The organism is Serratia sp. MF1(2023) (assembly GCF_030954545.1).
GTDB classification, from domain to species: Bacteria; Pseudomonadota; Gammaproteobacteria; order Enterobacterales; family Enterobacteriaceae; genus Serratia; species Serratia sarumanii.
Genome location: NZ_JAVHUX010000031.1, coordinates 1 through 22,170, shown reverse-complemented (window position 1 = coordinate 22,170; position 22,170 = coordinate 1). Strand labels below are relative to the sequence as shown.

Here is a 22,170-nt window from a genome sequence, read left to right as displayed (position 1 = left end):
CTTAAGACTGCAAGACGTCTGTCAGGCGTTCAAGACGACCGCGAACGCTGCCATCAATCACCATATCGCCGGCGCGAACAACGATGCCGGCCAGTACAGACTTGTCAATTTTGCAATTCAGCTTAACTTTGCGTGACAGACGTTTTTCCATCGCAGCGGCGATTTTCGCCTGCTGTTCGTCGCTCAGCGCGCTCGCAGAGAGCACTTCGACTTCGACGGTGGATTCCAGCGAGGCGCGCAGTTCGATGAACTGCTGCAGCACGGCAGGAAGAACCAGTAAACGTCCATTTTCGGCCATTACGCGGATAAAGTTCTGGCCATGTTCGTCGAGCCGATCGCCACAAACCGCGATGAACGTCTTGGACAGCGTTTCTGGCGCGACCGCGCCAGACAGCAGTTCAGAAATCTGTTCATTGCGAGTGACTTCAGCCGCAAACGCCAGCATTTCCTGCCAGCGCTCTACGCTTTGGTGCTCAACGGCAAAGTCAAAAGCTGCTTTGGCGTAGGGGCGAGCTACAGTGACAAATTCAGACATCAGCCCCTCCCTCCTTACAGTTCAGCGACCAGTTTATCAACGATGTCGCTGTTAGCAGCTTCATCCACGGAACGTTCGATGATCTTCTCGGCGCCGGCAATTGCCAGCATCGCGACTTGCTTACGCAACTCTTCACGAGCGCGCTTACGTTCGGCTTCGATCTCAGCCTGAGCCTGCGCCACGATTTTGTTACGTTCCTGCTCGGCTTCGGCTTTCGCTTCATCCATGATCTGAGCTTTGCGTTTGTTCGCTTGCTCGATGATCACCTGAGCTTCCGCTTTAGCAGTTTTCAGCTGGTCGGTCGCATTGGCTTGCGCTAAGTCCAGATCTTTTTTGGCACGCTCTGCAGAAGCGAGGCCGTCAGCGATTTCTTTCTGACGTTTCTCGATGGCAGCCATGATCGGCGGCCATACGTACTTCATGCAGAACCAGACAAACAGAACGAACGCGATGGCCTGGCCGAGGATTGTTGCGTTAAGATTCACAGCACAATGCCTCTTTAAAAGTTAATAGTTTGGTTACGTCGTAGAGGGTTGCTCTACTTACGCGACGGCGAACATCACGTACAGACCCAGACCTACAGCGATCATCGGGATGGCGTCGACCAGACCCATAACGATAAAGAACTGTGTACGCAGCAGAGGAATCAGGTCAGGCTGACGAGCAGCGCCTTCCAAGAATTTACCACCCAGGATGCCGATACCGATCGCAGCACCGATTGCCGCTAAACCCATCATCACAGCGGCAGCCATGTACAGCAGATCCATACTCAGGTTTTCCATGACAGTCTCCAGTTTGTTTCAGTTTAAAAGTGCAAGTGTTTTAAGAAAATCAGTGCTCTTCAGACGCCATCGACAGATAGACGATCGTCAGAACCATGAAAATAAAGGCTTGAAGCGTAATGATCAGGATGTGGAAGATAGCCCAAGGCAAGCTCAGGACCCACTGTGACCACCACGGCAACAGGCCGGCAATCAGGATGAAGATCAACTCACCCGCATACATGTTGCCGAACAGTCGCAGACCCAGTGAAACAGGTTTGGACAGCAGGCTGACACCTTCAAGAATCAGGTTGATAGGAATGAATACAGGGTGGTTGAACGGCTGCATGGTCAACTCTTTAACGAACCCGCCAACGCCTTTCATTTTGATGCTATAGAACAGAATCAGGATAAACACGCCCAGCGCCATAGACAGCGTGACGTTCACGTCGGCGGTAGGCACGACGCGCAGCGCAGGCAGACCGAGAACGTGGGTGCCGAGATAAGGCAGGAAGTCAACCGGGATGAGGTCCATCAGGTTCATCAGGAACACCCAGACGAACACGGTCAGTGCCAACGGCGCAATGACCTTGCTCTTGCCGTGGTACATGTCGCGCACGCTGCTGTCGACGAAACCGACCACCAGCTCCACGGCGGTTTGCAGTTTACCCGGCACGCCGCTGGTGGCGTTTTTGGCCACTTTGCGGAAGATCACCAGGAAGAGCGCCCCGAGGACGACGGAGAAAAACATCGAGTCGAGGTTAATCGACCAAAACCCAGTCCCGACCTGAAGCTGCGTCAGGTGGTGACCGATATACTCCTGTGGAGTCAAGACTTCTCCTGCAGACATGATGCCTCTTACCCTTATTTAGTTAAGTTCGGTAACTGTTAATCACGGCCGGTGCCACTATCTGCACCACTAACACCGCTAAATAGGTCAGGCCAAGCGGTATAAACTCCGCCTTGAACACCCCCAGCGCCACGATCAGCAAAACGATGGTGATCACGACCTTTAGCCCCTCGCCGATGGCGAACGACCAGGCAACCCTACCGGGCGCCGGCGTTTGCGCCTGATGGCGCAAGGCAAACAGCATAAACATTGCACTCGGCAACCAGGCGGCGAGACCGCCTGCCAGCGCCGAAGCGCTCCATTCCGGGCTTTTCAGCCAGAAAGCAACGCTGATCAGAACAAAAGTCATTAACTGCAAAAACAGCAGTTTGCGTGCGACTTTCCCGCTGTAAAGGGACACAGACATGACGTTTGTTCTCTCCGTACCCCAGAGGGGGTATGCTGAGTGACGTATACAACTGTTTTTGCTGTCCAGAGTCAAGCAGCAAAAAACGAGCAAATTATACGGGGCATACCAACGAATTCAATCGATAAGTAGCGAAAAGGTGAACAATTATTTAAATTTCCCTATTCCAGCCTATTTTCACAAGAAAACGGTCGGAATAATAGGGCGCATTTAATTGTCTGATTATTCCAGCGTTGCGTTTAGAAACGCGAAGCCGATCACAGTAATGTCCCTTCCTGATTTATAGCCGATGGTCAACCAAACCGTCTTTAGCAATTTGAGCGATCAAAAGATTATATAAATCAAAACATTATCAGTTAACTGTTCAAAAACAATCCGTATACCCGACGAAAACCTTTTATTGACAAGCCGCAGGGCAATATTCCAACAGCCAATTAACATTAGCAGCAAACGCTAATCTTTCGCATATGATTGCTAACGTGACTATTTCCAAATGCAATTACTCTATTGTCGCTAATTAGCCGCGTTTTTTGTGTTAATAGGAAGTAAATTAACTAAAAAAAGCGGCCAACTAATTAGCCTGCTTATCTTTCTGCCTGGTACTGCCTTTAATTCACGCTTGTTTGATCAAAAGCAAACTCAGTTTGCCTTAAGAATCACCAGATGGCGTTCGCCTTCCAGTTCAGGCACCTGCAGCCGCACGATAGACTCCAGGCTAACGCCCGCCGGCAGCTGCGCCAGCTCTTCATCCGGGCGCACGCCTTTCAACGCGTAAAAACGCCCCTGCCCTTTCGCCGGCAGATGATGGCACCAGGACAGCATATCCTGCAGCGAAGCGAACGCGCGGCTGATCACGCCATCGAACGGTGGCTCGGCCGGAAACTCCTCAACGCGGCTCTGCACCGGCTCGATATTGTTCAGGCCCAGCTCATGCTGCACCTGACGCAGGAAACGCACGCGCTTGCCCAGGCTGTCGAGCAGCGTGAAATGCGCGTCCGGGCGCACGATCGCCAGCGGAATGCCCGGCAACCCGGGGCCAGTGCCGACATCGATAAAACGCGAGCCCTGCAGATGCGGGTTGACCACGATGCTGTCGAGGATGTGGCGCACCAGCATTTGCTGCGGATCGCGCACCGACGTGAGGTTATAAGCCTTGTTCCATTTATCCAGCATGCCGACATAGCCCAGCAGCTGCTGTTTCTGCTGATCGGGCAGCTCAATGCCTGCTGCCGCAAGCAGCGAGTCTAATTTTTTTTGCACAACGGATCCTCTGGCAGGCGCTGAACGACCAGCGGATGGTTAGCTGGCGCAATGAGGCGCCTATGATAATTCAGGGCGCAAGTGATGTCAGCGGCCGTTTGGCTACGGGATGAGCAAACGGCCGCCTGGATGCGGGATTTATGCGCTGCGGCGCAGCAGTCCCTGCTTTTTCAGCCAGATCAGCAAAATCGAGATCGCCGCCGGCGTAATGCCGGAGATGCGCGAAGCTTGGCCGATGGAGTTCGGTTTGTGATCGTTCAGCTTGGCGATCACCTCGTTCGACAGCCCAGAAACCTGACGGTAGTCGAGATCCAACGGCAGCACGGTGTTCTCGTTGCGCTGTTGTTTTTCGATCTCTTCCTGCTGACGAGCGATGTAGCCTTCGTATTTGACCTGGATCTCGACCTGTTCGGCGGCTTGTACGTCGTCCAGCGGCGGCGCGAAGGCCTCGGTGCCGGTCAACTGCGCGTAATCCATCTCCGGGCGGCGCAGCAGCTCTTCGCCGTTCGCTTCGCGCGACAGCGGCGCTTTCAGCAGCGCATTGACCTGTTCGACGTTCTCGGCGTGCGGGTGCATCCAGATGTCGCGCAGGCGCTGACGTTCACGTTCGATTCGCTCCAGCTTCTCGCTGTAACGCGCCCAACGCACGTCGTCCACCAGGCCGAGTTCACGGCCTTTTTCCGTCAGGCGGAGATCGGCGTTGTCTTCGCGCAGCATCAGGCGATACTCGGCGCGTGAGGTAAACATGCGGTACGGTTCTTTGGTGCCGAGGGTGCTGAGATCGTCCACCAGCACGCCCAGGTAGGCCTGATCGCGACGTGGCGCCCAGCCTTCCTGTTCGTCGGCGAAGCGCCCGGCGTTCAGACCGGCCAACAGGCCCTGCGCAGCGGCTTCTTCATACCCGGTGGTGCCGTTGATCTGGCCGGCGAAGAACAGCCCCTGAATGAATTTGCTTTCCAGCGTCGGCTTCAGATCGCGCGGATCGAAGAAATCGTACTCGATGGCATAACCAGGGCGAATAATACGCGCGTTCTGCATCCCTTCCATCGAACGGACGATCTGCATCTGCACGTCGAACGGCAGGCTGGTGGAAATGCCGTTAGGGTAAATTTCGTTGCTGGTCAGGCCTTCCGGTTCGAGGAAGATCTGGTGCGCGTTGCGATCGGCAAAGCGCATGACCTTGTCTTCGATCGACGGGCAGTAACGTGGGCCGATCCCTTCGATGATCCCGGCATACATCGGGCTGCGATCGAGGTTATTGCGGATCACGTCATGGGTTTTTTCATTGGTGTGGGTGATGTAGCACGCCATTTGTTCCGGGTGCTGGCTGGCATCGCCCAGGAACGAGAATACCGGCACCGGCGTATCGCCGTGTTGTGGTGCCAGTACGCTGAAATCGATAGTGCGGGCGTCGATGCGCGGCGGCGTACCGGTTTTCAAGCGGTTGACGCGCAGCGGCAGCTCACGCAAACGCTGCGACAACGAGATCGAAGGAGGATCCCCCGCGCGGCCGCCGCTGTAATTCTCCAGGCCGATATGGATCTTGCCGTCCAGGAAGGTGCCGACGGTCAATACCACCGCCTTGGCGCGGAATTTCAGGCCCATTTGGGTTACGGCGCCCACTACGCGATCGTTTTCGACGATCAGATCCTCAACCGGCTGTTGGAAGATCATCAGGTTGGGCTGGTTCTCCAACGCGGTGCGGATCGCCTGGCGATACAGCACGCGATCCGCCTGCGCGCGAGTGGCGCGAACGGCAGGGCCTTTGCTGGCGTTTAGTATCCTAAACTGGATGCCGGCATGATCGATCGCCGTGGCCATCAGGCCGCCGAGTGCATCAATTTCCTTAACCAGATGCCCTTTACCAATACCGCCAATCGCCGGGTTACAGGACATCTGTCCCAGCGTATCGATATTGTGTGTCAATAATAAAGTCTGACGTCCCATGCGCGCCGCGGCCATGGCGGCCTCGGTACCTGCATGGCCACCACCGATGATGATGACGTCAAATTGATCTGGATAAAACATGGAACTGCACCTCGCCGTATTGCGAACGATCGTATTTGCCCTGGGGTGGGGGATTCTACTCAAGTTTAGACGATCGACCAAGCGGTCAGGATCGTCGGTAATTAAAAGAAGATCTTTTTTATTTAAAGATCTCTTTATTAGATCTCTTATTAGGATCGCGATCCTCTGTGGATAAGTAACTATTCACGAAGAAGATCAGCAGATTAAGGAGGATCGTTTGCTGTGAATGATCGGTGATCCCGACGCAGATAAGCTGGGATCTAAAAGGCTTGTTATACACAGGACAAAAAGCGACCTACGGTTGTTATTTGGATAACTACGGCTTTTACCCTGCTTTTAAGCTTAGTTATCCACAATCGTTCGCGCGATCTTTAGACAAACTAGAGTAAATTAATCCAGTTTTTTACCCATTCCTCGGCCGGATCCTCGGGAATTTCATGCTCGGTCACGTCGATCTCGAGACGATCGCCGATCCTTTTCGCGCCTCTGGCGATCAGCAGATCGTCGATCTGTTTGATCGCGCCGCAGAAGATGTCGTATTCCGAACTGCCCAAACCGACGGCGCCGAACTGCACCTCGGAAAGATCCGGCTGTTGTTCGGCGATCTGTTCCAGCAGCGGCTGAAGGTTATCCGGCAGTTCGCCGGCGCCGTGCGTGGAAGAGACCACCAGCCAGCGGCCGGTCAACGGCAGTTCATCCAGTTCAGGGCCGTGCAGCATCTCGGTAGAGAAACCCGCGTCTTCCAGCTTTTCAGCCAAATGTTCAGCCACGTATTCGGCGCTGCCAAGCGTACTGCCACTGATCAGAGTAATGTCTGCCATGAACCAACGATCCCAACCTTCTCACTCAAAGTGGCTGCATTGTACGCTGTGAATCGGCTGGGATCTACCTGTGGATAATGTGGGTATGCAATTTGGCGGGTTACGGCACGATGGTACGCATAATGGGGTTCTGCAGCGAGATCAGCGTTTCGGTAGACTGGATCTCGTCGATGGTCTGGATCTTGTTGATAAGTACCTGTTGCAGCGCGTCGATCGATCGACACATCACCTTGATAAAGACGCTGTAGTGGCCGGTGGTGTAATAGGCTTCCACCACTTCTTCCAGGCTTTCCAGCTTCTTCAGCGCCGAAGGATAGTCTTTGGCGCTCTTTAATATGATGCCGATAAAGCAGCACACGTCGTAGCCCAGCTGTTTGGGGCTGACGTCGATGCGCGCGCCGGTGATGATCCCGGCCTGTTTCATCTTCTCTACCCGCACATGAATGGTGCCGGGGCTGACGGCGAAGTTTTTCGCCAGTTCGGCGTACGGCGTGCGCGCGTTGTCCATCAGAGCGTTGAGGATGCCGCGATCGAGATTATCGATCTGATAAATTTCCGCCATTTAATCCTCCATTAATTAACGATTGTTGAATTCTGTCCGGATAAAAATGAACGATTAAAAGTGAAAAGGCAATATTGATTAATGGATATTGAATTGATGTGTCGTTTTGTTGCTTAATCGATGGCAACAGAGACAGGTTTACAAGAGATACGGCAATGAAAAAACAGTTTATCCAAAAACAACAACAAATCAGCCAGGTCAAATCCTTCTTCTCCCGCCAGCTGGAGCAACAGCTTGGTCTGATCGAAGTGCAGGCGCCGATCCTCAGCCGTCTGGGCGACGGCACGCAGGATAACCTCTCCGGCAGCGAGAAAGCGGTGCAGGTTAAGGTGAAAACCCTGCCGGACGCCACCTTCGAAGTGGTGCATTCACTGGCGAAATGGAAACGTAAAACCCTGGGCAGCTACGATTTCGGCGCCGGCGAAGGCCTGTACACCCATATGAAGGCGCTGCGCCCGGATGAAGATCGCCTGACGCCTATCCACTCGGTGTACGTCGATCAGTGGGACTGGGAGCGGGTGATGGGCGACGGTGAGCGCAGCCTGGACTACCTGAAAAGCACCGTGCGCAGCATTTACGCCGCCATCAAGGCGACGGAGGCGGAAGTCAGCCGCGAGCATGGTCTGACTCCGTTCCTGCCGGAACAGATCCACTTTGTGCACAGCGAAACCCTGCTGCAGCGTTACCCGGATCTGGACGCCAAAGGGCGCGAGCGGGCGATCGCCAAAGAGCTGGGCGCAGTGTTCCTGATCGGCATCGGCGGCAAGCTGTCGCACGGCAAATCGCACGATGTGCGGGCACCGGATTATGATGACTGGACCACCCCGGCGGCGGATGGCCTGGCGGGCCTGAACGGCGATATCGTGGTGTGGAACCCGGTGCTGCAGGACGCTTTCGAGCTGTCCTCTATGGGCATCCGCGTCGACGCCGCCGCGCTGAAGCGTCAGCTGGCGCTGACCGGCGATGAAGAGCGCATGAAGCTGGAGTGGCACCAGTCGCTGCTGCGCGGCGATATGCCGCAGACCATCGGCGGCGGCATCGGTCAGTCGCGCTTGGTGATGCTGCTGCTGCAACTGTCGCATATCGGCCAGGTGCAGTGCGGCGTGTGGTCGCCGGAAGTGCGCGGGGCGGTCGAAGGGCTGCTCTGATCCCGCCTAGCGCCGCCAGCGGCGCATCAAACGGCTTTTCAGCCCGGTATCGAAGCGCCAGATATGATCGAAGATGCGCATGATGCCGGGTTTGCCGTAGGCGGACATCGCCACCGCATGGAAACGCTGCTGGTGGCTTTGCTGCTGCTGTTTCACCTTCTTTATTACCTCCTCCGGCAACCGCTGAGCGATAAAATCGGAAATGATCACCGCATCGGCGTCGAACCAGCCGCTCTCCGCCATTTTGGTGACGGTGGCGTTCAGGCAGGCCGCCAGATCGGTGCCGCCGCGAAACTGCTGGCCGAGAAAGCGCACCGCCTGTTCGATGCCGCTGGCGGCGGTGAGCTCGTAATGCACGATCTGGTTGGCGAACAGCATGATGTAGCAACGGCGGTTGTCCGCCAGCGCAATGCGCAGCAGCGCCAGGCAGAACGCCTTGGCGCACTGTTCGTTGAAGCCGCCCATCGATCCTGAGGTGTCCACGCAGACGATAAACGGCCCGCGCGGCTGTTGATCCTGCTGTTGGTGGGTGACCTGGCGGATCAGGATCTGCTCCTGCCAGACGTCGCCCTGCAGGCGGTAGCTCAGCAGCCGCTTTTCCAGCAGGCGGCGATAAAATTCGAACTCCAGCTCTTCAATGCCCAACGTCGCCAGCTCCGGCGGCAGCAAGCGCAGGATGTCGTCGCTCTGATGAATACCGCTCACTTCTTCCGGTAGCGTGGCCGGCACCTGCACCATCACCCTGAACGGCTCCGGCTGCGCGTCCTGTTGCTGCACCGCCTTGGCCTGATAGCTGCGGCCCAACTGCTGCGCCAGCTTTTTCAGCTCCGGCTGCTGCTGCAAAAAGTTGCCATACTCCACCAGCCGTTGGTAATCACCGCGCTGCAGCTGGCCTTTGCTCATGTCCCACAGCCTGCCGGCGGCGGTGTCGTTTTCCGACAGCAGCGGCTCCAGCGCGCCGATCAGCGCCAGGCGCTCCTGCAGTTCCGCCATCAGTTGCTCGCGCTCCTGTTCCAGCAGCTGGTGGTGCAGCATGGTGGCCTGCAGCGTCAGGCTGATGCGCCAGCGCTGCAGGAACAGGGTTTGGAAGCTGTCGTCCAGCGGATGGTTGGGCAGATCGGCGGCGTCCACCAGCGCGCGCGCCTGTTCATAAAACGGCGAGACCAGCTGGCGCAGCAGCTCCATCGTGTCGTTGAGGTTGTGATAGAACTGGGTGTTGTTCTCCAGCTGGCACTGTTGGTAGCGGTAAAATTCCTGCGCCAGCGCCGGCGGCACCATGGCTTCCTGCAGACGCTCCTTGAGCTGCAGTTTCCAGCGTGGCAGATCGCGATCCAGCGCCCGGCGAAGGGCCGGAAACTTTTTAAAGAACACCGACAGCTGCGGCGCCGCCAGCATGCCGACGATCATCTCCTCGATCATTTCGCCTTCGGCGATCGCCAGCAGCAGATCGAGCGTCTCCAGACTGAGCATGGTTACTGGCCGCGCATTTGCTGCAGTTGCTGTTTAACCTGCTCCGCCACCTGCAGCAGACTGGCTTCGATCTTGGCCAGGCCGGCGGCGGGTGTGAACAGACAGGGCTGATGTTGGCTGAAGGCGCGGCGCTGCTCCGCCAGGCGTTGGGCCAACGCGTCCATTTCGTCCAGCAGCGCCTGCGGCGTGGCGGTGGCCTGTTTGCCTGGCAGCGCCAGCAGCGACGGCTGGCGGCTGACGTCCAGCACCGTCAGGTGCAGTTGGTCGTCGACCTCCAAATCGATCGGCTGCGCGAAGCCGATGCCGTTCAGCTTGGCGCGCACGTCGCCGCCTTTTTGCAGCCAGTTGTCCAGCACGCTGCTTTCGATGCTCAGATGGTTGACCTGAATGTCATGCAGCTGCAGCGGCTTTTGCAGCAACAGGGTGAGGGTGCCGCCGGCGAACGGCGTGGCCGGCGCGTATTGCGGTTTGCGGCTGAACATGCCGCCCTTTTTCACCAGGCTGATGGCCTGCCGGTCGCTTTGTTGCTGCTGATCCTGCAGCCAGCGGGTGTGGATTTGTTGCAGTTGGATCAGCATCGACTGTTGCTGGTAGGCCGATTCGGTCAGCAGCTGATCGATCTGCTGTTGCAGCAGCTTCAGCGAGGTGAGATCGTGCCACAGGCAGTCTTTCAGCAGCATCAGGTCGAGCGGGGCGATGGTGTCGCGCCCGCTGAAGAAGGCGCAGGCCTGCAGCAGGCGCAGGGCTTTTTTCCAGCGTCGGTCAGAGACGTACGGCGCCTGTTCCAGCGCGTCCAGCCGCTGGCGCAGCTGGAAAATCAGCTCAAAGCAGGCTTCCGGCAGCGCCACCTTATCGATCTGCGGCTGCCACTGCAGAAACTCTTCGTCGCTGACGCTCAGCGCCGCCGGCACCGGGTTTTGGCTTTCGCTCTGGCGGTTGACCAGCAGCGAGCGGAAATTCTGCTTATCCTGCACCTTATCCAGCCACAGGCGGATCAGCATGCGGTCATATAAGGCTTCGAGGCTGTTGTCCGCTTCGGGCAGTTCGTTGGAGGCGGTGACCAGCAGGCGCAGCGGGATCGGTTCTTCGCTGTTGCCGTTGCGAAAGCGCCGTTCGTTGATCGCCGTCAGCAGGGTGTTGAGGATCGCCGGGCCGGCCTTCCAGATCTCGTCCAGAAACACGATCTCCGCTTCCGGCAGGTAGCCGGCGGTCAGACGCTGATAGCGCCCCTCATCTTTCAGCGCCTGAATGGAGAGCGGGCCGAAGACCTCTTCCGGCGTGGAAAAGCGCGTCATCAGGTATTCAAAGGAGCGGGCGTTGCGGAAGGCAAACTTCAGCCGGCGCGCGATCAGGCTCTTGGCGATGCCGGGCGGGCCGAGCAGGAATACGCTTTCGCCGCTCAGCGCCGCCAGCAGGCACAGGCGAATCGCTTCTTGCCGCTCATAAAGACCGCTCTCCAGCGCGCTGCTGAGGCGGGAAATTCGTTCTGCCAGAAGGGATGATGGCGTCATATAATTGTCGCATTGTCCGAGAGTTAGCCAATCTTGGTCGATAATCCGATGATAAACCACCATTATTTTTAGTGGTATAGCTTGTTGATTAGTAATATTTTTCTAAGTTGAGCCGGATATCCGGTTCACATTTTGTTTATTTTTCGGCTCTGATATAAGGGTAGGCAAGCCGTATAAATGGTGCATACTGTGCGGCTTTCTGGTGGGCGTGACGGATCTTTGAGCCCGTATTTTGCCTGATGCGGATGCATCGCTAACGGATGTTCTGATAAAGAAACGAATTATGAGCGCAGAGCATAAGCAGTCCTTATCGGCGGTAACCCTGGCGGCCATCGGCGTGGTCTACGGTGATATCGGCACCAGCCCTCTCTATACGTTGAGAGAGTGTTTCTCCGGCCATTACGGCTTCGATGTTCGTCCAGACGTGGTTTTCGGCTTCCTGTCGCTGATTTTCTGGATGCTGATCGTGATCGTTTCCCTCAAATATCTCACCTACGTGATGCGCGCGGACAACGCCGGAGAAGGCGGTATTCTGACGCTGATGTCGCTGGCCGGGCGCAACACTTCGGCGCGCACCACCGCGGTGCTGGTGATACTGGGCCTGATCGGCGGCAGCTTCTTCTATGGCGAGGTGGTGATCACCCCGGCTATCTCGGTGATGTCGGCGATAGAGGGGCTGGAAATCGCCGCGCCTGCGCTCGATGCCTATATCGTGCCGCTCTCCATTCTGGTGCTGACGCTGCTGTTCGTTATCCAAAAGCACGGCACCGGCAGCGTCGGCAAGCTGTTCGCCCCGGTGATGCTGCTGTGGTTCATCGTGTTGGCGGTGCTGGGCGCGCGCAGCATCATTTCGAACCCGGAAGTGCTGCAGGCGCTGAACCCCAAATGGGCGCTCAACTTCTTTATGGAATATAAGAAGGTGTCGTTCTTTGCGCTGGGGGCGGTGGTGCTGTCGATCACCGGCGTCGAGGCGCTGTATGCCGATATGGGGCACTTCGGCAAGTTCCCGATTCGCCTGGCCTGGTTCACCGTGGTGCTGCCTTCGCTGGTGCTCAACTACTTCGGCCAGGGCGCGCTGCTGCTGAAAAACCCAGAGGCGATCAAAAACCCGTTCTTCCTGTTGGCGCCCGACTGGGCGCTGATCCCGCTGCTGATTCTGGCGACCCTGGCGACGGTTATCGCCTCGCAGGCGGTAATTTCCGGCGTCTTCTCGCTGACCCGCCAGGCGGTGCGCCTGGGCTATCTGTCGCCGATGCGCATCATTCACACCTCGGAAATGGAATCCGGCCAGATCTATATTCCGGTGATCAACTGGACGCTGTACATCTCGGTGGTGCTGGTGATCATCGGGTTCGAACACTCCAGCAACCTGGCAGCGGCGTACGGCATCGCCGTCACCGGCACCATGGTGCTGACCAGCATTCTGGTCACCTCGGTGGCGATCAACAACTGGCACTGGAATCGCTTCCTGGCGATCGGCATCGTGACCATCTTGCTGATCATCGACGTGCCGATGTTCTCCGCCAACGCCCTGAAGCTGTTCTCCGGCGGCTGGTTGCCGCTGACCTTGGCGCTGGTGATGTTCCTCATTATGACCACTTGGAAGAGCGAGCGCTTCCGCCTGCTGCGCCGCCTGCATGAACACGGCAACTCGCTGGAGGCGATGATTGCCTCGCTGGAGAAATCGCCGCCGGTGCGGGTGCCGGGTACCGCGGTGTTCATGTCGCGCGCCACCAACGTCATTCCTTTTGCGCTGTTGCACAACCTGAAGCACAACAAGGTGCTGCATGAGCGCGTGGTGCTGCTGACGCTGCGCACCGAGGATGCGCCTTACGTGCACAACGTGCGCCGGGTGACCATCGAACAGCTGTCGCCGACCTTCTGGCGGGTGGTGGCCAGCTACGGCTGGCGTGAAACACCGAACGTCGAGGAGGTGTTCCACCGCTGCGGGTTGGAAGGGTTGCCGTGCCGCATGTCGGAGACCTCGTTCTTCATGTCCCATGAATCGCTGATCCTCACCAAGCGGCCGTGGTACCTCTATTTGCGCGGTAAACTGTTCGTCGCCCTGAGCCGCAACGCGCTGCGCGCGCCGGATCAGTTTGAGATCCCGCCGAACCGGGTGATCGAGCTCGGCACGCAGGTCGAGATTTAACCCGCCTGATAAGGGGCTCAGCATGGCTGAGCCCCTTTTGTTTGTGCTTTGTCCGTGCGTGAACGAAACGTTTCGATAGCGATCACACTTCTGCATTGTCCCGGTTGCCTTCCCCTGCCGTTTTTTTAAACTCCCCCAGAGAGCGAAACGTTTCGCTAGCGGAGTGAGAAGATGAAAAAAGGCGTATTACTGAATTCCGACGTGTCTGCCGTGATTGCCCGGCTGGGGCATACCGACCAGCTCACCCTGTGCGATGCGGGCCTGCCGATACCGGCGGAAACGCAGCGCATCGATCTGGCGCTGACGCAGGGCGTGCCGACCTTCATGCAGGTGTTCGCGGCGGTCACGCAAGAGATGCAGGTAGAAAGCGCCATCCTGGCGGAAGAGATCGTGAAACAGAATCCGTCGCTCCACGAGGCACTGTTGGCTGAACTGACCGCATTGGGTCAACGCCAGGGCAATACCATCAGCGTGCGCTATATCAGCCATCAGGCGTTTAAAGCGCAAACCGGGCACAGCCGGGCGGTGATCCGCAGCGGGGAGTGTTCGCCTTATGCGAACGTGATCCTGTGCGCTGGCGTAACTTTCTGAGGCGCGTATGCAACCTTTACTGCAACTGAAAGGGATTGATAAAGCCTTTCCCGGCGTGAAGGCGCTTTCCGGCGCTGCCCTCAGCGTCTATCCCGGCAAGGTGATGGCGCTGGTGGGAGAAAATGGCGCCGGGAAGTCCACCATGATGAAAGTGCTGACCGGCATCTACCAGAAAGACGCCGGCAGCCAGTATTTTCTCGGTAAAGAGGTGGCGTTCAACGGGCCTAAGGATTCGCAGGAAGCGGGCATCGGCATTATCCATCAGGAGCTGAACCTGATCCCGCAGCTGACGATTGCGGAAAACATCTTCCTCGGCCGCGAGTTCGTCAACCGTTTCGGCCGCATTGACTGGAAGTGCATGTACGCCGAGGCCGATCGCTTGTTGGCGCGTCTCAATCTGCGCTACAGCAGCCACCGACTGGTGGGCGAACTGTCGATCGGCGATCAGCAGATGGTAGAGATCGCCAAGGTGCTGAGCTTCGAATCGAAAGTGATCATCATGGATGAACCGACCGATGCGCTGACCGACACCGAAACTGCCTCGCTGTTCAAGGTGATCAACGAGCTGAAGGCCGAAGGGCGCGGCATCGTGTATATCTCGCACCGCCTGAAAGAGATTTTTGAAATCTGCGACGACGTGACCGTATTCCGCGACGGGCAGTTTATCACCGAGCGGCCGGTGAGCGAGCTGCAGGAAGATTCGCTGATTGAGATGATGGTCGGCCGCAAGCTGGAAGAGCAGTACCCGCGCCTGGATTTGCCGCGTGGGGAAAAACGGCTGGACGTCAGCCACCTTTCCGGCCCCGGCGTTGAAGACGTCAGCTTTACGCTGTACCGCGGCGAGATCCTCGGCGTGGCCGGGCTGATGGGCGCCGGGCGCACAGAATTGATGAAAATCCTGTACGGCGCCGCCCCGCGCAAGGCCGGCTCCGTCAGCCTGGACGGTCGCGACGTGGTCACCCATTCGCCGCAGGACGGGTTGGCGAACGGCATCGTCTATATCTCGGAAGACCGCAAACGCGACGGCCTGGTGCTGGGCATGTCGGTGAAGGAAAACATGTCGCTGACCGCGCTGCGCTATTTCAGCCGCGCCGACGGCAGCCTGAAACAGGCCGACGAGCGGCAGGCGGTGGGGGATTTCATCCGGCTGTTCAATATCAAAACGCCGTCGATGGAGCAGCCGATCGGTCTGCTTTCCGGCGGCAATCAGCAAAAAGTGGCGATCGCCCGCGGCCTGATGACCCGGCCGAAGGTACTGATCCTCGATGAGCCGACGCGCGGCGTCGACGTTGGCGCCAAAAAAGAGATCTATCAGTTAATCAACCAGTTCAAGCAGGAAGGGCTGAGCATCATTCTGGTGTCTTCGGAAATGCCGGAGGTGATGGGCATGAGCGATCGCATTCTGGTGATGCACGAAGGGCATCTCAGCGGCGAGTTCCCGATTGAACAGGCCACCCAGGAAGCGTTGATGGCGGCAGCCGTCGGCAAGCAATACGGCGTAAAGCAGGAGTAATCAGATATGAGTTCCCAGACTATCGCAGCTAAGCGCTGGTTCAGTAAAGAGTGGCTGTTAGAGCAGAAGTCGTTGATTGCGCTGCTGGTGCTGATCGCCGTGGTCTCTTCCATGAGCCCGAACTTCTTCACCCTGAACAACCTGTTCAATATTCTGCAGCAGACCTCGGTGAACGCCATCATGGCGGTGGGGATGACGCTGGTGATCCTCACCTCCGGCATCGATCTGTCGGTAGGATCGCTGCTGGCGCTGACCGGCGCGGTGGCGGCGTCGATCGTCGGCTTTGAGGTCAACGCGCTGGTGGCGGTGGCGGCGGCACTGGCGCTGGGCGCCGCGGTTGGCGCCTGCACCGGGGTGATCGTCGCCAAAGGCAAAGTGCAGGCCTTTATCGCCACGCTGGTGATGATGCTGCTGCTGCGCGGCGTCACCATGGTGTACACCAATGGCAGCCCGGTCAACACCGGTTTCACCGACGTGGCCGACACCTTCGGCTGGTTCGGCATCGGCCGCCCGCTGGGCGTGCCTACGCCGATCTGGATCATGGCGATCGTGTTCATCGCCGCCTGGTATATGCTGCATCATACGCGCCTGGGCCGCTATATTTATGCCCTGGGCGGCAACGAAGCGGCGACCCGCCTCTCCGGCATCAGCGTCGATAAAGTGAAGATTATCGTCTACTCGCTGTGCGGCCTGCTGGCGGCGCTGGCCGGGGTGATCGAAGTGGCGCGCCTGTCGTCGGCGCAGCCGACCGCCGGCACCGGCTATGAGCTGGACGCCATCGCCGCCGTGGTGCTGGGCGGCACCAGCCTGGCCGGCGGCAAGGGCCGCATCGTCGGCACGCTGATCGGGGCGCTGATCCTCGGCTTCCTGAACAACGGCCTGAATTTACTGGGTGTTTCTTCCTACTACCAAATGATCGTGAAGGCAGTGGTGATACTGCTGGCGGTTCTGGTAGATAACAAAAGCAACAAGTAACCTCCCCCTACAGGAATCACGATGATGAAAATGAAAAAACTGGCAACCTTAGCTTCCGCCATCGCGCTGAGCGCCACCCTGAGCGCCAATGCCATGGCCAAAGACACCATCGCGCTGGTGGTGTCCACCCTCAACAACCCGTTCTTCGTCTCGATGAAGGACGGTGCGCAGCAAGAGGCCAACAAGCTGGGCTACAACCTGGTGGTGCTGGATTCCCAGAACAACCCGGCGAAAGAGCTGGCCAACGTGCAGGATCTGATGGTGCGCGCGCCCAAGCTGCTGCTGATCAACCCGACCGACTCCGACGCGGTAGGCAACGCCATCAAGATGGCCAACCAGGCTAAGATCCCGGTCATTACGCTGGACCGCGTGGCGAGCAAGGGTGACGTGGTGAGCCACATCGCTTCGGATAACCGCGTGGGCGGCAAAATGGCCGGCGACTTCATCGCCAAGAAAGTGGGTGCCGATGCCAAGGTGATTCAGCTGGAAGGCATCGCTGGCACTTCCGCCGCGCGTGAACGCGGTGAAGGCTTCAAACAGTCGCTGGATCAGAATAAATTCAAACTGTTGGCCAGCCAGCCGGCCGATTTCGATCGCACCAAGGGCCTGAACGTGATGCAGAACCTGCTGACTGCGCACCCGGATGTGCAGGCGGTGTTCGCTCAGAACGATGAAATGGCGCTGGGTGCGCTGCGCGCGCTGCAAACCGCCGGTAAAACCGACGTGATCGTGGTAGGCTTCGACGGCACCGCTGACGGCGTGAAAGCGGTCGAAGGCGGCAAGCTGGCGGCGACCGTGGCGCAGCGTCCCGATCAGATCGGCGTGATCGGTGTGGAAACCGCCGATAAAGTGCTGAAAGGCGAAAAAGTGCCGGCGACCATCCCGGTCGATTTGAAACTGGTCACTCAGTAAGTCATACCAGCGCCATCGGAACGGGGCGTTTACGATGGCGCGCAATTCAGGAATCAATGCGATGGAAACAGGTAAGCTGGTGGTTCTTGGCAGCATCAATGCCGACCATATCCTCAATATTGAACAGTTCCCCCACCCGGGCGAAACGGTGATCGGGAAACAGTATAAGGTGGCGTTTGGCGGCAAGGGCGCGAATCAGGCGGTGGCGGCCGGGCGCAGCGGGGCGGAGATCGCCTTTATCGCCTGCGTGGGCGCTGACGACATCGGCGAACGTGTCCGCCGGCAGCTGGCGAGCGATCGCATTGATACCCAACCGATTGAAGCCATCGCCGACAGCACCACCGGCGTGGCGCTGATCTTCGTCAACGCCGAAGGCGAGAACGTGATCGGCATCGATGCCGGCGCCAACGCCGCGGTGACGCCGGATTACCTGGCGCGCTACCAACAAAAAGTGATCGATGCCGACGCTTTGCTGATGCAGTTGGAGTCGCCGCTGGATACGGTGATCGCCGCCGCCCGCCTGGCGAAGCAGCATCACACGCAAGTGATCCTCAACCCGGCCCCGGCGCGTGAGCTGCCGGACGAGCTGCTGGGCATGATCGATATGATCACTCCGAATGAAACCGAAGCCCAGCGCCTGACCGGCATCGCCGTGGACAACGACGCCGATGCGGCGCGCGCGGCGCAGGCGCTGCACGACAAGGGCATCGCGACGGTGATCATCACCCTTGGCAGCCGCGGCGTGTGGCTGAGCGAAAACGGCAACGGCAAACTGGTGCCCGGCTTCAAGGTGCAAGCGGTGGATACCATCGCCGCCGGCGATACCTTTAACGGTGCGCTGGTCACAGCTCTGTTGGAAGGCAAGATCATGGCCGACGCGGTGCGTTTCGCCCATGCGGCGGCGGCGATCGCCGTGACCCGCCCTGGCGCGCAGCCTTCGGTGCCGTGGCGTGAAGAGATCGACGCCTTCTTGCAGCAGCAGGGGTGATCCTTTGGCCACCATGAAAGATGTCGCCCGCCTGGCGGGCGTTTCAACCTCTACCGTTTCGCATGTGGTCAACAACAATCGCTTTGTCAGCGACAGCGTGCGCGACAAGGTCATGGCGGCCGTGGAACAGCTGAACTATGCGCCTTCCGCGCTGGCGCGCAGCCTGAAGCTCAATCAGACGCGCACCATCGGCATGCTGGTGACCGCCAGTAACAACCCGTTTTATGCCGAAGTGGTGCGTGGCGTGGAGCGCAGCTGCTATGAACGCGGCTACAGTTTAATCCTGTGCAATACCGAAGAAGACGCCGCGCGCATGAACCGCAGCATGGAGACGCTGCTGCAAAAGCGCGTCGACGGTTTGCTGCTGATGTGCACCGAAAACCACCGGCCATCGCAAGATGCCCTGAGCCGCTACCCGTCATTGCCGATCGTGATGATGGACTGGGCGCCGTTCGAGGGCGCCAACGACATTATTCAGGATAACTCGCTGCTGGGCGGCGAGATGGCGACCGATCATCTGATCGCCCGCGGCTACCGCAAAATCGCCTGCATCGCCGGCCCGCAGGATAAAACCACCGCCCGTCACCGGCTGGAAGGCTATCGCAACGCGATGCGGCGCGCCGGATTGCCGGTTCCGCCAGGGTATGAAGTGCACTGCGATTTTGAGTTTGAGGGCGGCGTGAACGCCATGCGCCAACTGCTGGCGCTGGACGAGCCGCCGCATGCGGTGTTCGCCGGCAACGACGCGGTGGCGGTGGGCGTTTATCAGGCGCTGTATCAGGCCGGGCTCTCCGTGCCGCAGGATATGGCGGTGATGGGCTACGATGACATTGAGCTGGCGCGCTATCTGGCGCCGCCGCTGAGCACCATTCATCAGCCGAAGGATTCGCTGGGCGAACTGGCGATCGATGCGCTGATCAATCGCCTGCAAAACCCGGAGCGCGCCCCCCAGGTGCTGGTGCTGACGCCCGAGCTGGTGGAACGCGCCTCGGTGGGCCGCCGTTAACTCGCCGCCTTCGCTTCTTTCTTGCTTTCCTGGCCGCTGATCAAATTGCGGCCATCCTTCCTTCTCAGCAACATAAACACCAGCGCCGACGCTACGGTGACGATCCCCATGGTGATAAAGGTGTAATGGAAGTGGTCGATCATGGTGCCTAACGATAGAGATTCGTAAAAACGCAGCACCGCCGCGCTGATCGCCACGCCGAAGCTGATGGACAGCTGTTGGGTGACCGCCAAGACGCTGTTGCCGGCGCTGGCGTTGGCGTCGTTCAAATCCGCCAGGCTGATGGTGTTCATGGCGGTGAACTGGGTGGACATCGCCATGCCCAGCACGAACAGCGGCAGGATCATCAGCCACAGCGGCATGCCCGGGCTTTGCAGGGCGAACTGGGCGATCAGCACCCCGATGATGACGGTGATGCCGACCAGCGTTTTACGGTAGCCGAACCAGCGCAGCACCTGAGTGACGGTGGATTTCGCCATCAGCGAACCGATGGCGGTTGGTGCCATCATGCAGCCGGCGACGATCGCCGTGTAGCCGAATCCCACCTGCAGCATGAGCGGCATTAAAAACGGCACGCAGCCGGTGCCTAGCCTGGAGGCGACGTTGCCAGCGATGCCGACCGAGAAGGTGCGGGTTTTGAACAGGTCGAGACCGATCAGCGGCTGAGGATGGCGGCGGGCGTGCGCGATATAGCCGAACAGCATCACGAAGCCGCTGAGCAGAATGCCCAGCGAAACGTAGCTGGCCAGTACCCGCTCGCCAAACAGTTCCAACCCGGTAGAGATCAGCACCAGGCTCAGGCCGAACAGCATAAAGCCAAGGAAGTCGAAGCGGCGCTTGGGCGTGGTGAAGTCCGGCATGTATTTACGTGCATAGAAGATGCCGAGCAGGCCTATAGGGATATTGATCAGGAAAATCCAGTGCCAGGTGGCGTAGGTGACCAGCCAGCCGCCCAGCAGCGGCCCCAGAATCGGCCCGACCAGGCCGGGCATGGTGACGAAGTTCAGCACCGGCAGCAGTTCGCTGCGCGGGTAGGCGCGCAGCAGCGCCAATCGCGCGACCGGCATCATCATCGCGCCGCCGATGCCCTGCAGCACGCGAGAGGCGACCAGCGCGCTCAGCGTAGGGGACAGAGCGCACAGCAGCGAGCCGAGGGTGAATAACGTGACGGCGAAGATGAACACGCGCCGGGTGCCGAAGCGGTCCGCCAGCCAGCCGCTGACCGGGATCAGCATCGCCACCGTCAGCGTGTAGCTGATGACGGCCGATTGCATCGCCAGCGGCGAACGCCCCAGGCTTTGGGCGATCGCCGGCAGCGCGGTATTGAGGATAGTGGCGTCCAGCGCCTGCATAAAGAACGCCATTGCGGCGATCCACGGAAGTCCTGCCATACTGCGCGCGGATTGGGTCATGGTCGGTCCTGGTTAAATGGTCGTCTGTCCCTCGTCTCTTTCTTCTATATATAAGCGGGGAGCGTGTCTAGTCTTTCTCTTTCAGCAGTATCTGGCAGGCGACGAGCGCGCCGGCGCTGTCTCCGGCGAGTATCGCATCGACGATAGCCTGATGATGGCGCAGCTTGATCACTTCATTGCCGGTGATGGCGCGGAAGTAGCTTTGGTACACCGAACTGAACAGGTTGGCGAACGAGGTCAGGAACGGGTTGCCGCTGGCCTCGTAGATGAGCTGGTGGAATTGGGTATCGACCTGGATCCAACGCTCGCGATCAAACTGGGTATGCAGCGCGCGCATTTCCGCCATCAGCTCCGCCAGCAGCTTGGTTTGCTGCGGGCTGGCGTGGTTTGCCGCCAACGCGCAGGCCTGCGGCTCCAGCGAGGTACGCAGGATAAGGAAGTGTTGCATCACCTGATCGAAGTTTTCCCGCGTCATCCACCAGGTCAGTAAATCCTGATCGAGGAAATTCCATTGGCTCTGCGGCATCACGCGGGTGCCGATGCGCGGGCGCGGTAGCAACATGCCTTTGGCGGCTAACATCTTTACCGCTTCGCGTACTGCGGTGCGGCTGACGCCGAATTGCTCGCCCAGTTCCATTTCACCGGGCAGGATGCTGCCGGCCTGATAATCGCCCGCCAGAATTTGTTGGCCAAGTTTCTCTGCAAGCAGATAAGAAAGATTGCGTTGGGCGGCCTGTTGTTGTGCATTTAACGGCATGGCTGCGGGTCCTTACTGACATCGTTATTTCTATTTTACTCCAGTGATCGCCAGCTTTTATGGCTGTTTGCCTGAAAAAGTGACATAAATTCGTCGCTTTTTCGCCCTTTTGTTGAAAAAAAGCGCGCTTGAAAAGTTTTTTGCATTTAGGGGTTGCGGCCTGCCGAGAACTCCCTATAATGCGCCTCCACTGACCGGGAACAACGACTGACAAGCCGCCGGGTCAGCGAGAAGAAAGCAAAATAAACGCTTGACTCTCCGGGCTAAAAGCGTAATATACGCAGCCCGCGCCGATGAGTTTCTCGGCACTGCTCTTTAACAATTTATCAGACAATCTGTGTGGGCACTCCACAAGACGATATCCAGCATCCTCGGATGCAAAAAAATATCAAGTCTTGAAGAGTGACTAACTGAAGTAAAATTCATGCAGTAAATCTTTGAGCATCGCTTCTCGAGTGGAAGCACATCAAGCTTTTAATTGAAGAGTTTGATCATGGCTCAGATTGAACGCT

At 58.3% G+C, this 22,170-nt stretch carries 21 protein-coding genes; 8 read left to right on the top strand and 13 right to left on the bottom strand.

Annotated features, from left to right (window positions below; translation table 11 throughout):
• Position 1: 1 nt before the first annotated feature.
• The 9 genes from atpH to asnC form a co-directional block, all read right to left on the bottom strand.
• Positions 2 to 535: a F0F1 ATP synthase subunit delta gene (gene atpH, locus REA38_RS15480; RefSeq protein WP_033649565.1), complete on the bottom strand. Its 534-nt coding sequence runs from the start codon at positions 533 to 535 to the stop codon at positions 2 to 4.
• Positions 536 to 549: 14 nt separating this feature from the next.
• A complete protein-coding gene (atpF, locus tag REA38_RS15475; protein ID WP_004933804.1) occupies positions 550 to 1,020 on the bottom strand; it encodes a F0F1 ATP synthase subunit B in 471 nt (156 codons plus the stop codon).
• Positions 1,021 to 1,077: 57 nt separating this feature from the next.
• Positions 1,078 to 1,317 carry a F0F1 ATP synthase subunit C gene (gene atpE, locus REA38_RS15470; protein ID WP_004093904.1) on the bottom strand — a complete coding sequence of 80 codons (240 nt, stop codon included), beginning with the start codon at positions 1,315 to 1,317 and terminating at the stop codon, positions 1,078 to 1,080.
• Positions 1,318 to 1,366: 49 nt separating this feature from the next.
• A complete protein-coding gene (atpB, locus tag REA38_RS15465) occupies positions 1,367 to 2,146 on the bottom strand; it encodes a F0F1 ATP synthase subunit A (protein ID WP_025160299.1) in 780 nt (259 codons plus the stop codon).
• A 22-nt stretch (positions 2,147 to 2,168) separates the two neighbouring features.
• On the bottom strand, positions 2,169 to 2,552 hold the full coding sequence (gene atpI / locus REA38_RS15460; RefSeq protein WP_004933796.1) for a F0F1 ATP synthase subunit I: 384 nt from the start codon (positions 2,550 to 2,552) through the stop codon (positions 2,169 to 2,171).
• A 639-nt stretch (positions 2,553 to 3,191) separates the two neighbouring features.
• Positions 3,192 to 3,812 (bottom strand): 16S rRNA (guanine(527)-N(7))-methyltransferase RsmG, encoded by a 621-nt coding sequence (rsmG, locus tag REA38_RS15455; RefSeq protein ID WP_033649566.1) that lies wholly within the window; start codon positions 3,810 to 3,812, stop codon positions 3,192 to 3,194.
• A 138-nt stretch (positions 3,813 to 3,950) separates the two neighbouring features.
• On the bottom strand, positions 3,951 to 5,840 hold the full coding sequence (gene mnmG / locus REA38_RS15450; RefSeq protein WP_033649567.1) for a tRNA uridine-5-carboxymethylaminomethyl(34) synthesis enzyme MnmG: 1,890 nt from the start codon (positions 5,838 to 5,840) through the stop codon (positions 3,951 to 3,953).
• Positions 5,841 to 6,220: 380 nt separating this feature from the next.
• Positions 6,221 to 6,661, bottom strand: a complete 441-nt coding sequence (gene mioC, locus REA38_RS15445; RefSeq protein WP_033649568.1) for an FMN-binding protein MioC — start codon at positions 6,659 to 6,661, stop codon at positions 6,221 to 6,223.
• 100 nt (positions 6,662 to 6,761) lie between these two features.
• The gene (asnC, locus tag REA38_RS15440; protein WP_004933786.1) at positions 6,762 to 7,223 is read right to left on the bottom strand and encodes a transcriptional regulator AsnC; all 462 of its coding nucleotides are present in this window, start codon (positions 7,221 to 7,223) and stop codon (positions 6,762 to 6,764) included.
• A gap of 155 nt (positions 7,224 to 7,378) precedes the next feature.
• On the opposite strand from asnC, the gene asnA reads away from it, so the two are divergent.
• On the top strand, positions 7,379 to 8,371 hold the full coding sequence (gene asnA / locus REA38_RS15435) for an aspartate--ammonia ligase (RefSeq protein ID WP_033636511.1): 993 nt from the start codon (positions 7,379 to 7,381) through the stop codon (positions 8,369 to 8,371).
• A 6-nt stretch (positions 8,372 to 8,377) separates the two neighbouring features.
• On the opposite strand, the gene viaA is transcribed toward asnA, so the two are convergent.
• The gene (gene viaA, locus REA38_RS15430; protein ID WP_308886180.1) at positions 8,378 to 9,841 is read right to left on the bottom strand and encodes an ATPase RavA stimulator ViaA; all 1,464 of its coding nucleotides are present in this window, start codon (positions 9,839 to 9,841) and stop codon (positions 8,378 to 8,380) included.
• 2 nt (positions 9,842 to 9,843) lie between these two features.
• Entirely contained in the window at positions 9,844 to 11,352 is a 1,509-nt protein-coding gene (gene ravA / locus REA38_RS15425) for an ATPase RavA (protein ID WP_308886179.1), read from the bottom strand.
• 283 nt (positions 11,353 to 11,635) lie between these two features.
• Here ravA and kup point away from each other — a divergent pair, with 283 nt between their 5' ends.
• The 7 genes from kup (at position 11,636) to rbsR (ending at position 19,489) form a co-directional block, all read left to right on the top strand.
• Positions 11,636 to 13,504 carry a low affinity potassium transporter Kup gene (gene kup, locus REA38_RS15420; protein WP_308886178.1) on the top strand — a complete coding sequence of 623 codons (1,869 nt, stop codon included), beginning with the start codon at positions 11,636 to 11,638 and terminating at the stop codon, positions 13,502 to 13,504.
• Between the two features lie 171 nt (positions 13,505 to 13,675).
• Positions 13,676 to 14,095 (top strand): D-ribose pyranase, encoded by a 420-nt coding sequence (gene rbsD, locus REA38_RS15415; RefSeq protein WP_049200551.1) that lies wholly within the window; start codon positions 13,676 to 13,678, stop codon positions 14,093 to 14,095.
• 7 nt (positions 14,096 to 14,102) lie between these two features.
• On the top strand, positions 14,103 to 15,608 hold the full coding sequence (gene rbsA / locus REA38_RS15410; protein ID WP_308886177.1) for a ribose ABC transporter ATP-binding protein RbsA: 1,506 nt from the start codon (positions 14,103 to 14,105) through the stop codon (positions 15,606 to 15,608).
• A gap of 6 nt (positions 15,609 to 15,614) precedes the next feature.
• Positions 15,615 to 16,583 carry a ribose ABC transporter permease gene (gene rbsC, locus REA38_RS15405; protein ID WP_019455467.1) on the top strand — a complete coding sequence of 323 codons (969 nt, stop codon included), beginning with the start codon at positions 15,615 to 15,617 and terminating at the stop codon, positions 16,581 to 16,583.
• 24 nt (positions 16,584 to 16,607) lie between these two features.
• Positions 16,608 to 17,495 carry a ribose ABC transporter substrate-binding protein RbsB gene (gene rbsB / locus REA38_RS15400; protein ID WP_025160300.1) on the top strand — a complete coding sequence of 296 codons (888 nt, stop codon included), beginning with the start codon at positions 16,608 to 16,610 and terminating at the stop codon, positions 17,493 to 17,495.
• 61 nt (positions 17,496 to 17,556) lie between these two features.
• The gene (rbsK, locus tag REA38_RS15395) at positions 17,557 to 18,483 is read left to right on the top strand and encodes a ribokinase (protein ID WP_084827032.1); all 927 of its coding nucleotides are present in this window, start codon (positions 17,557 to 17,559) and stop codon (positions 18,481 to 18,483) included.
• Between the two features lie 4 nt (positions 18,484 to 18,487).
• A complete protein-coding gene (gene rbsR, locus REA38_RS15390; RefSeq protein ID WP_025160301.1) occupies positions 18,488 to 19,489 on the top strand; it encodes a ribose operon transcriptional repressor RbsR in 1,002 nt (333 codons plus the stop codon).
• Here the strand turns inward: rbsR and mdtD are convergent.
• Both mdtD and REA38_RS15380 read right to left on the bottom strand, forming a co-directional pair.
• Entirely contained in the window at positions 19,486 to 20,901 is a 1,416-nt protein-coding gene (gene mdtD, locus REA38_RS15385; RefSeq protein ID WP_025160302.1) for a multidrug transporter subunit MdtD, read from the bottom strand. The two genes, rbsR and mdtD, sit on opposite strands and share 4 nt — an antisense overlap.
• Before the next feature lie 67 nt (positions 20,902 to 20,968).
• Positions 20,969 to 21,658, bottom strand: a complete 690-nt coding sequence (locus REA38_RS15380) for a FadR/GntR family transcriptional regulator (RefSeq protein WP_033653941.1) — start codon at positions 21,656 to 21,658, stop codon at positions 20,969 to 20,971.
• Positions 21,659 to 22,170: the final 512 nt, after the last annotated feature.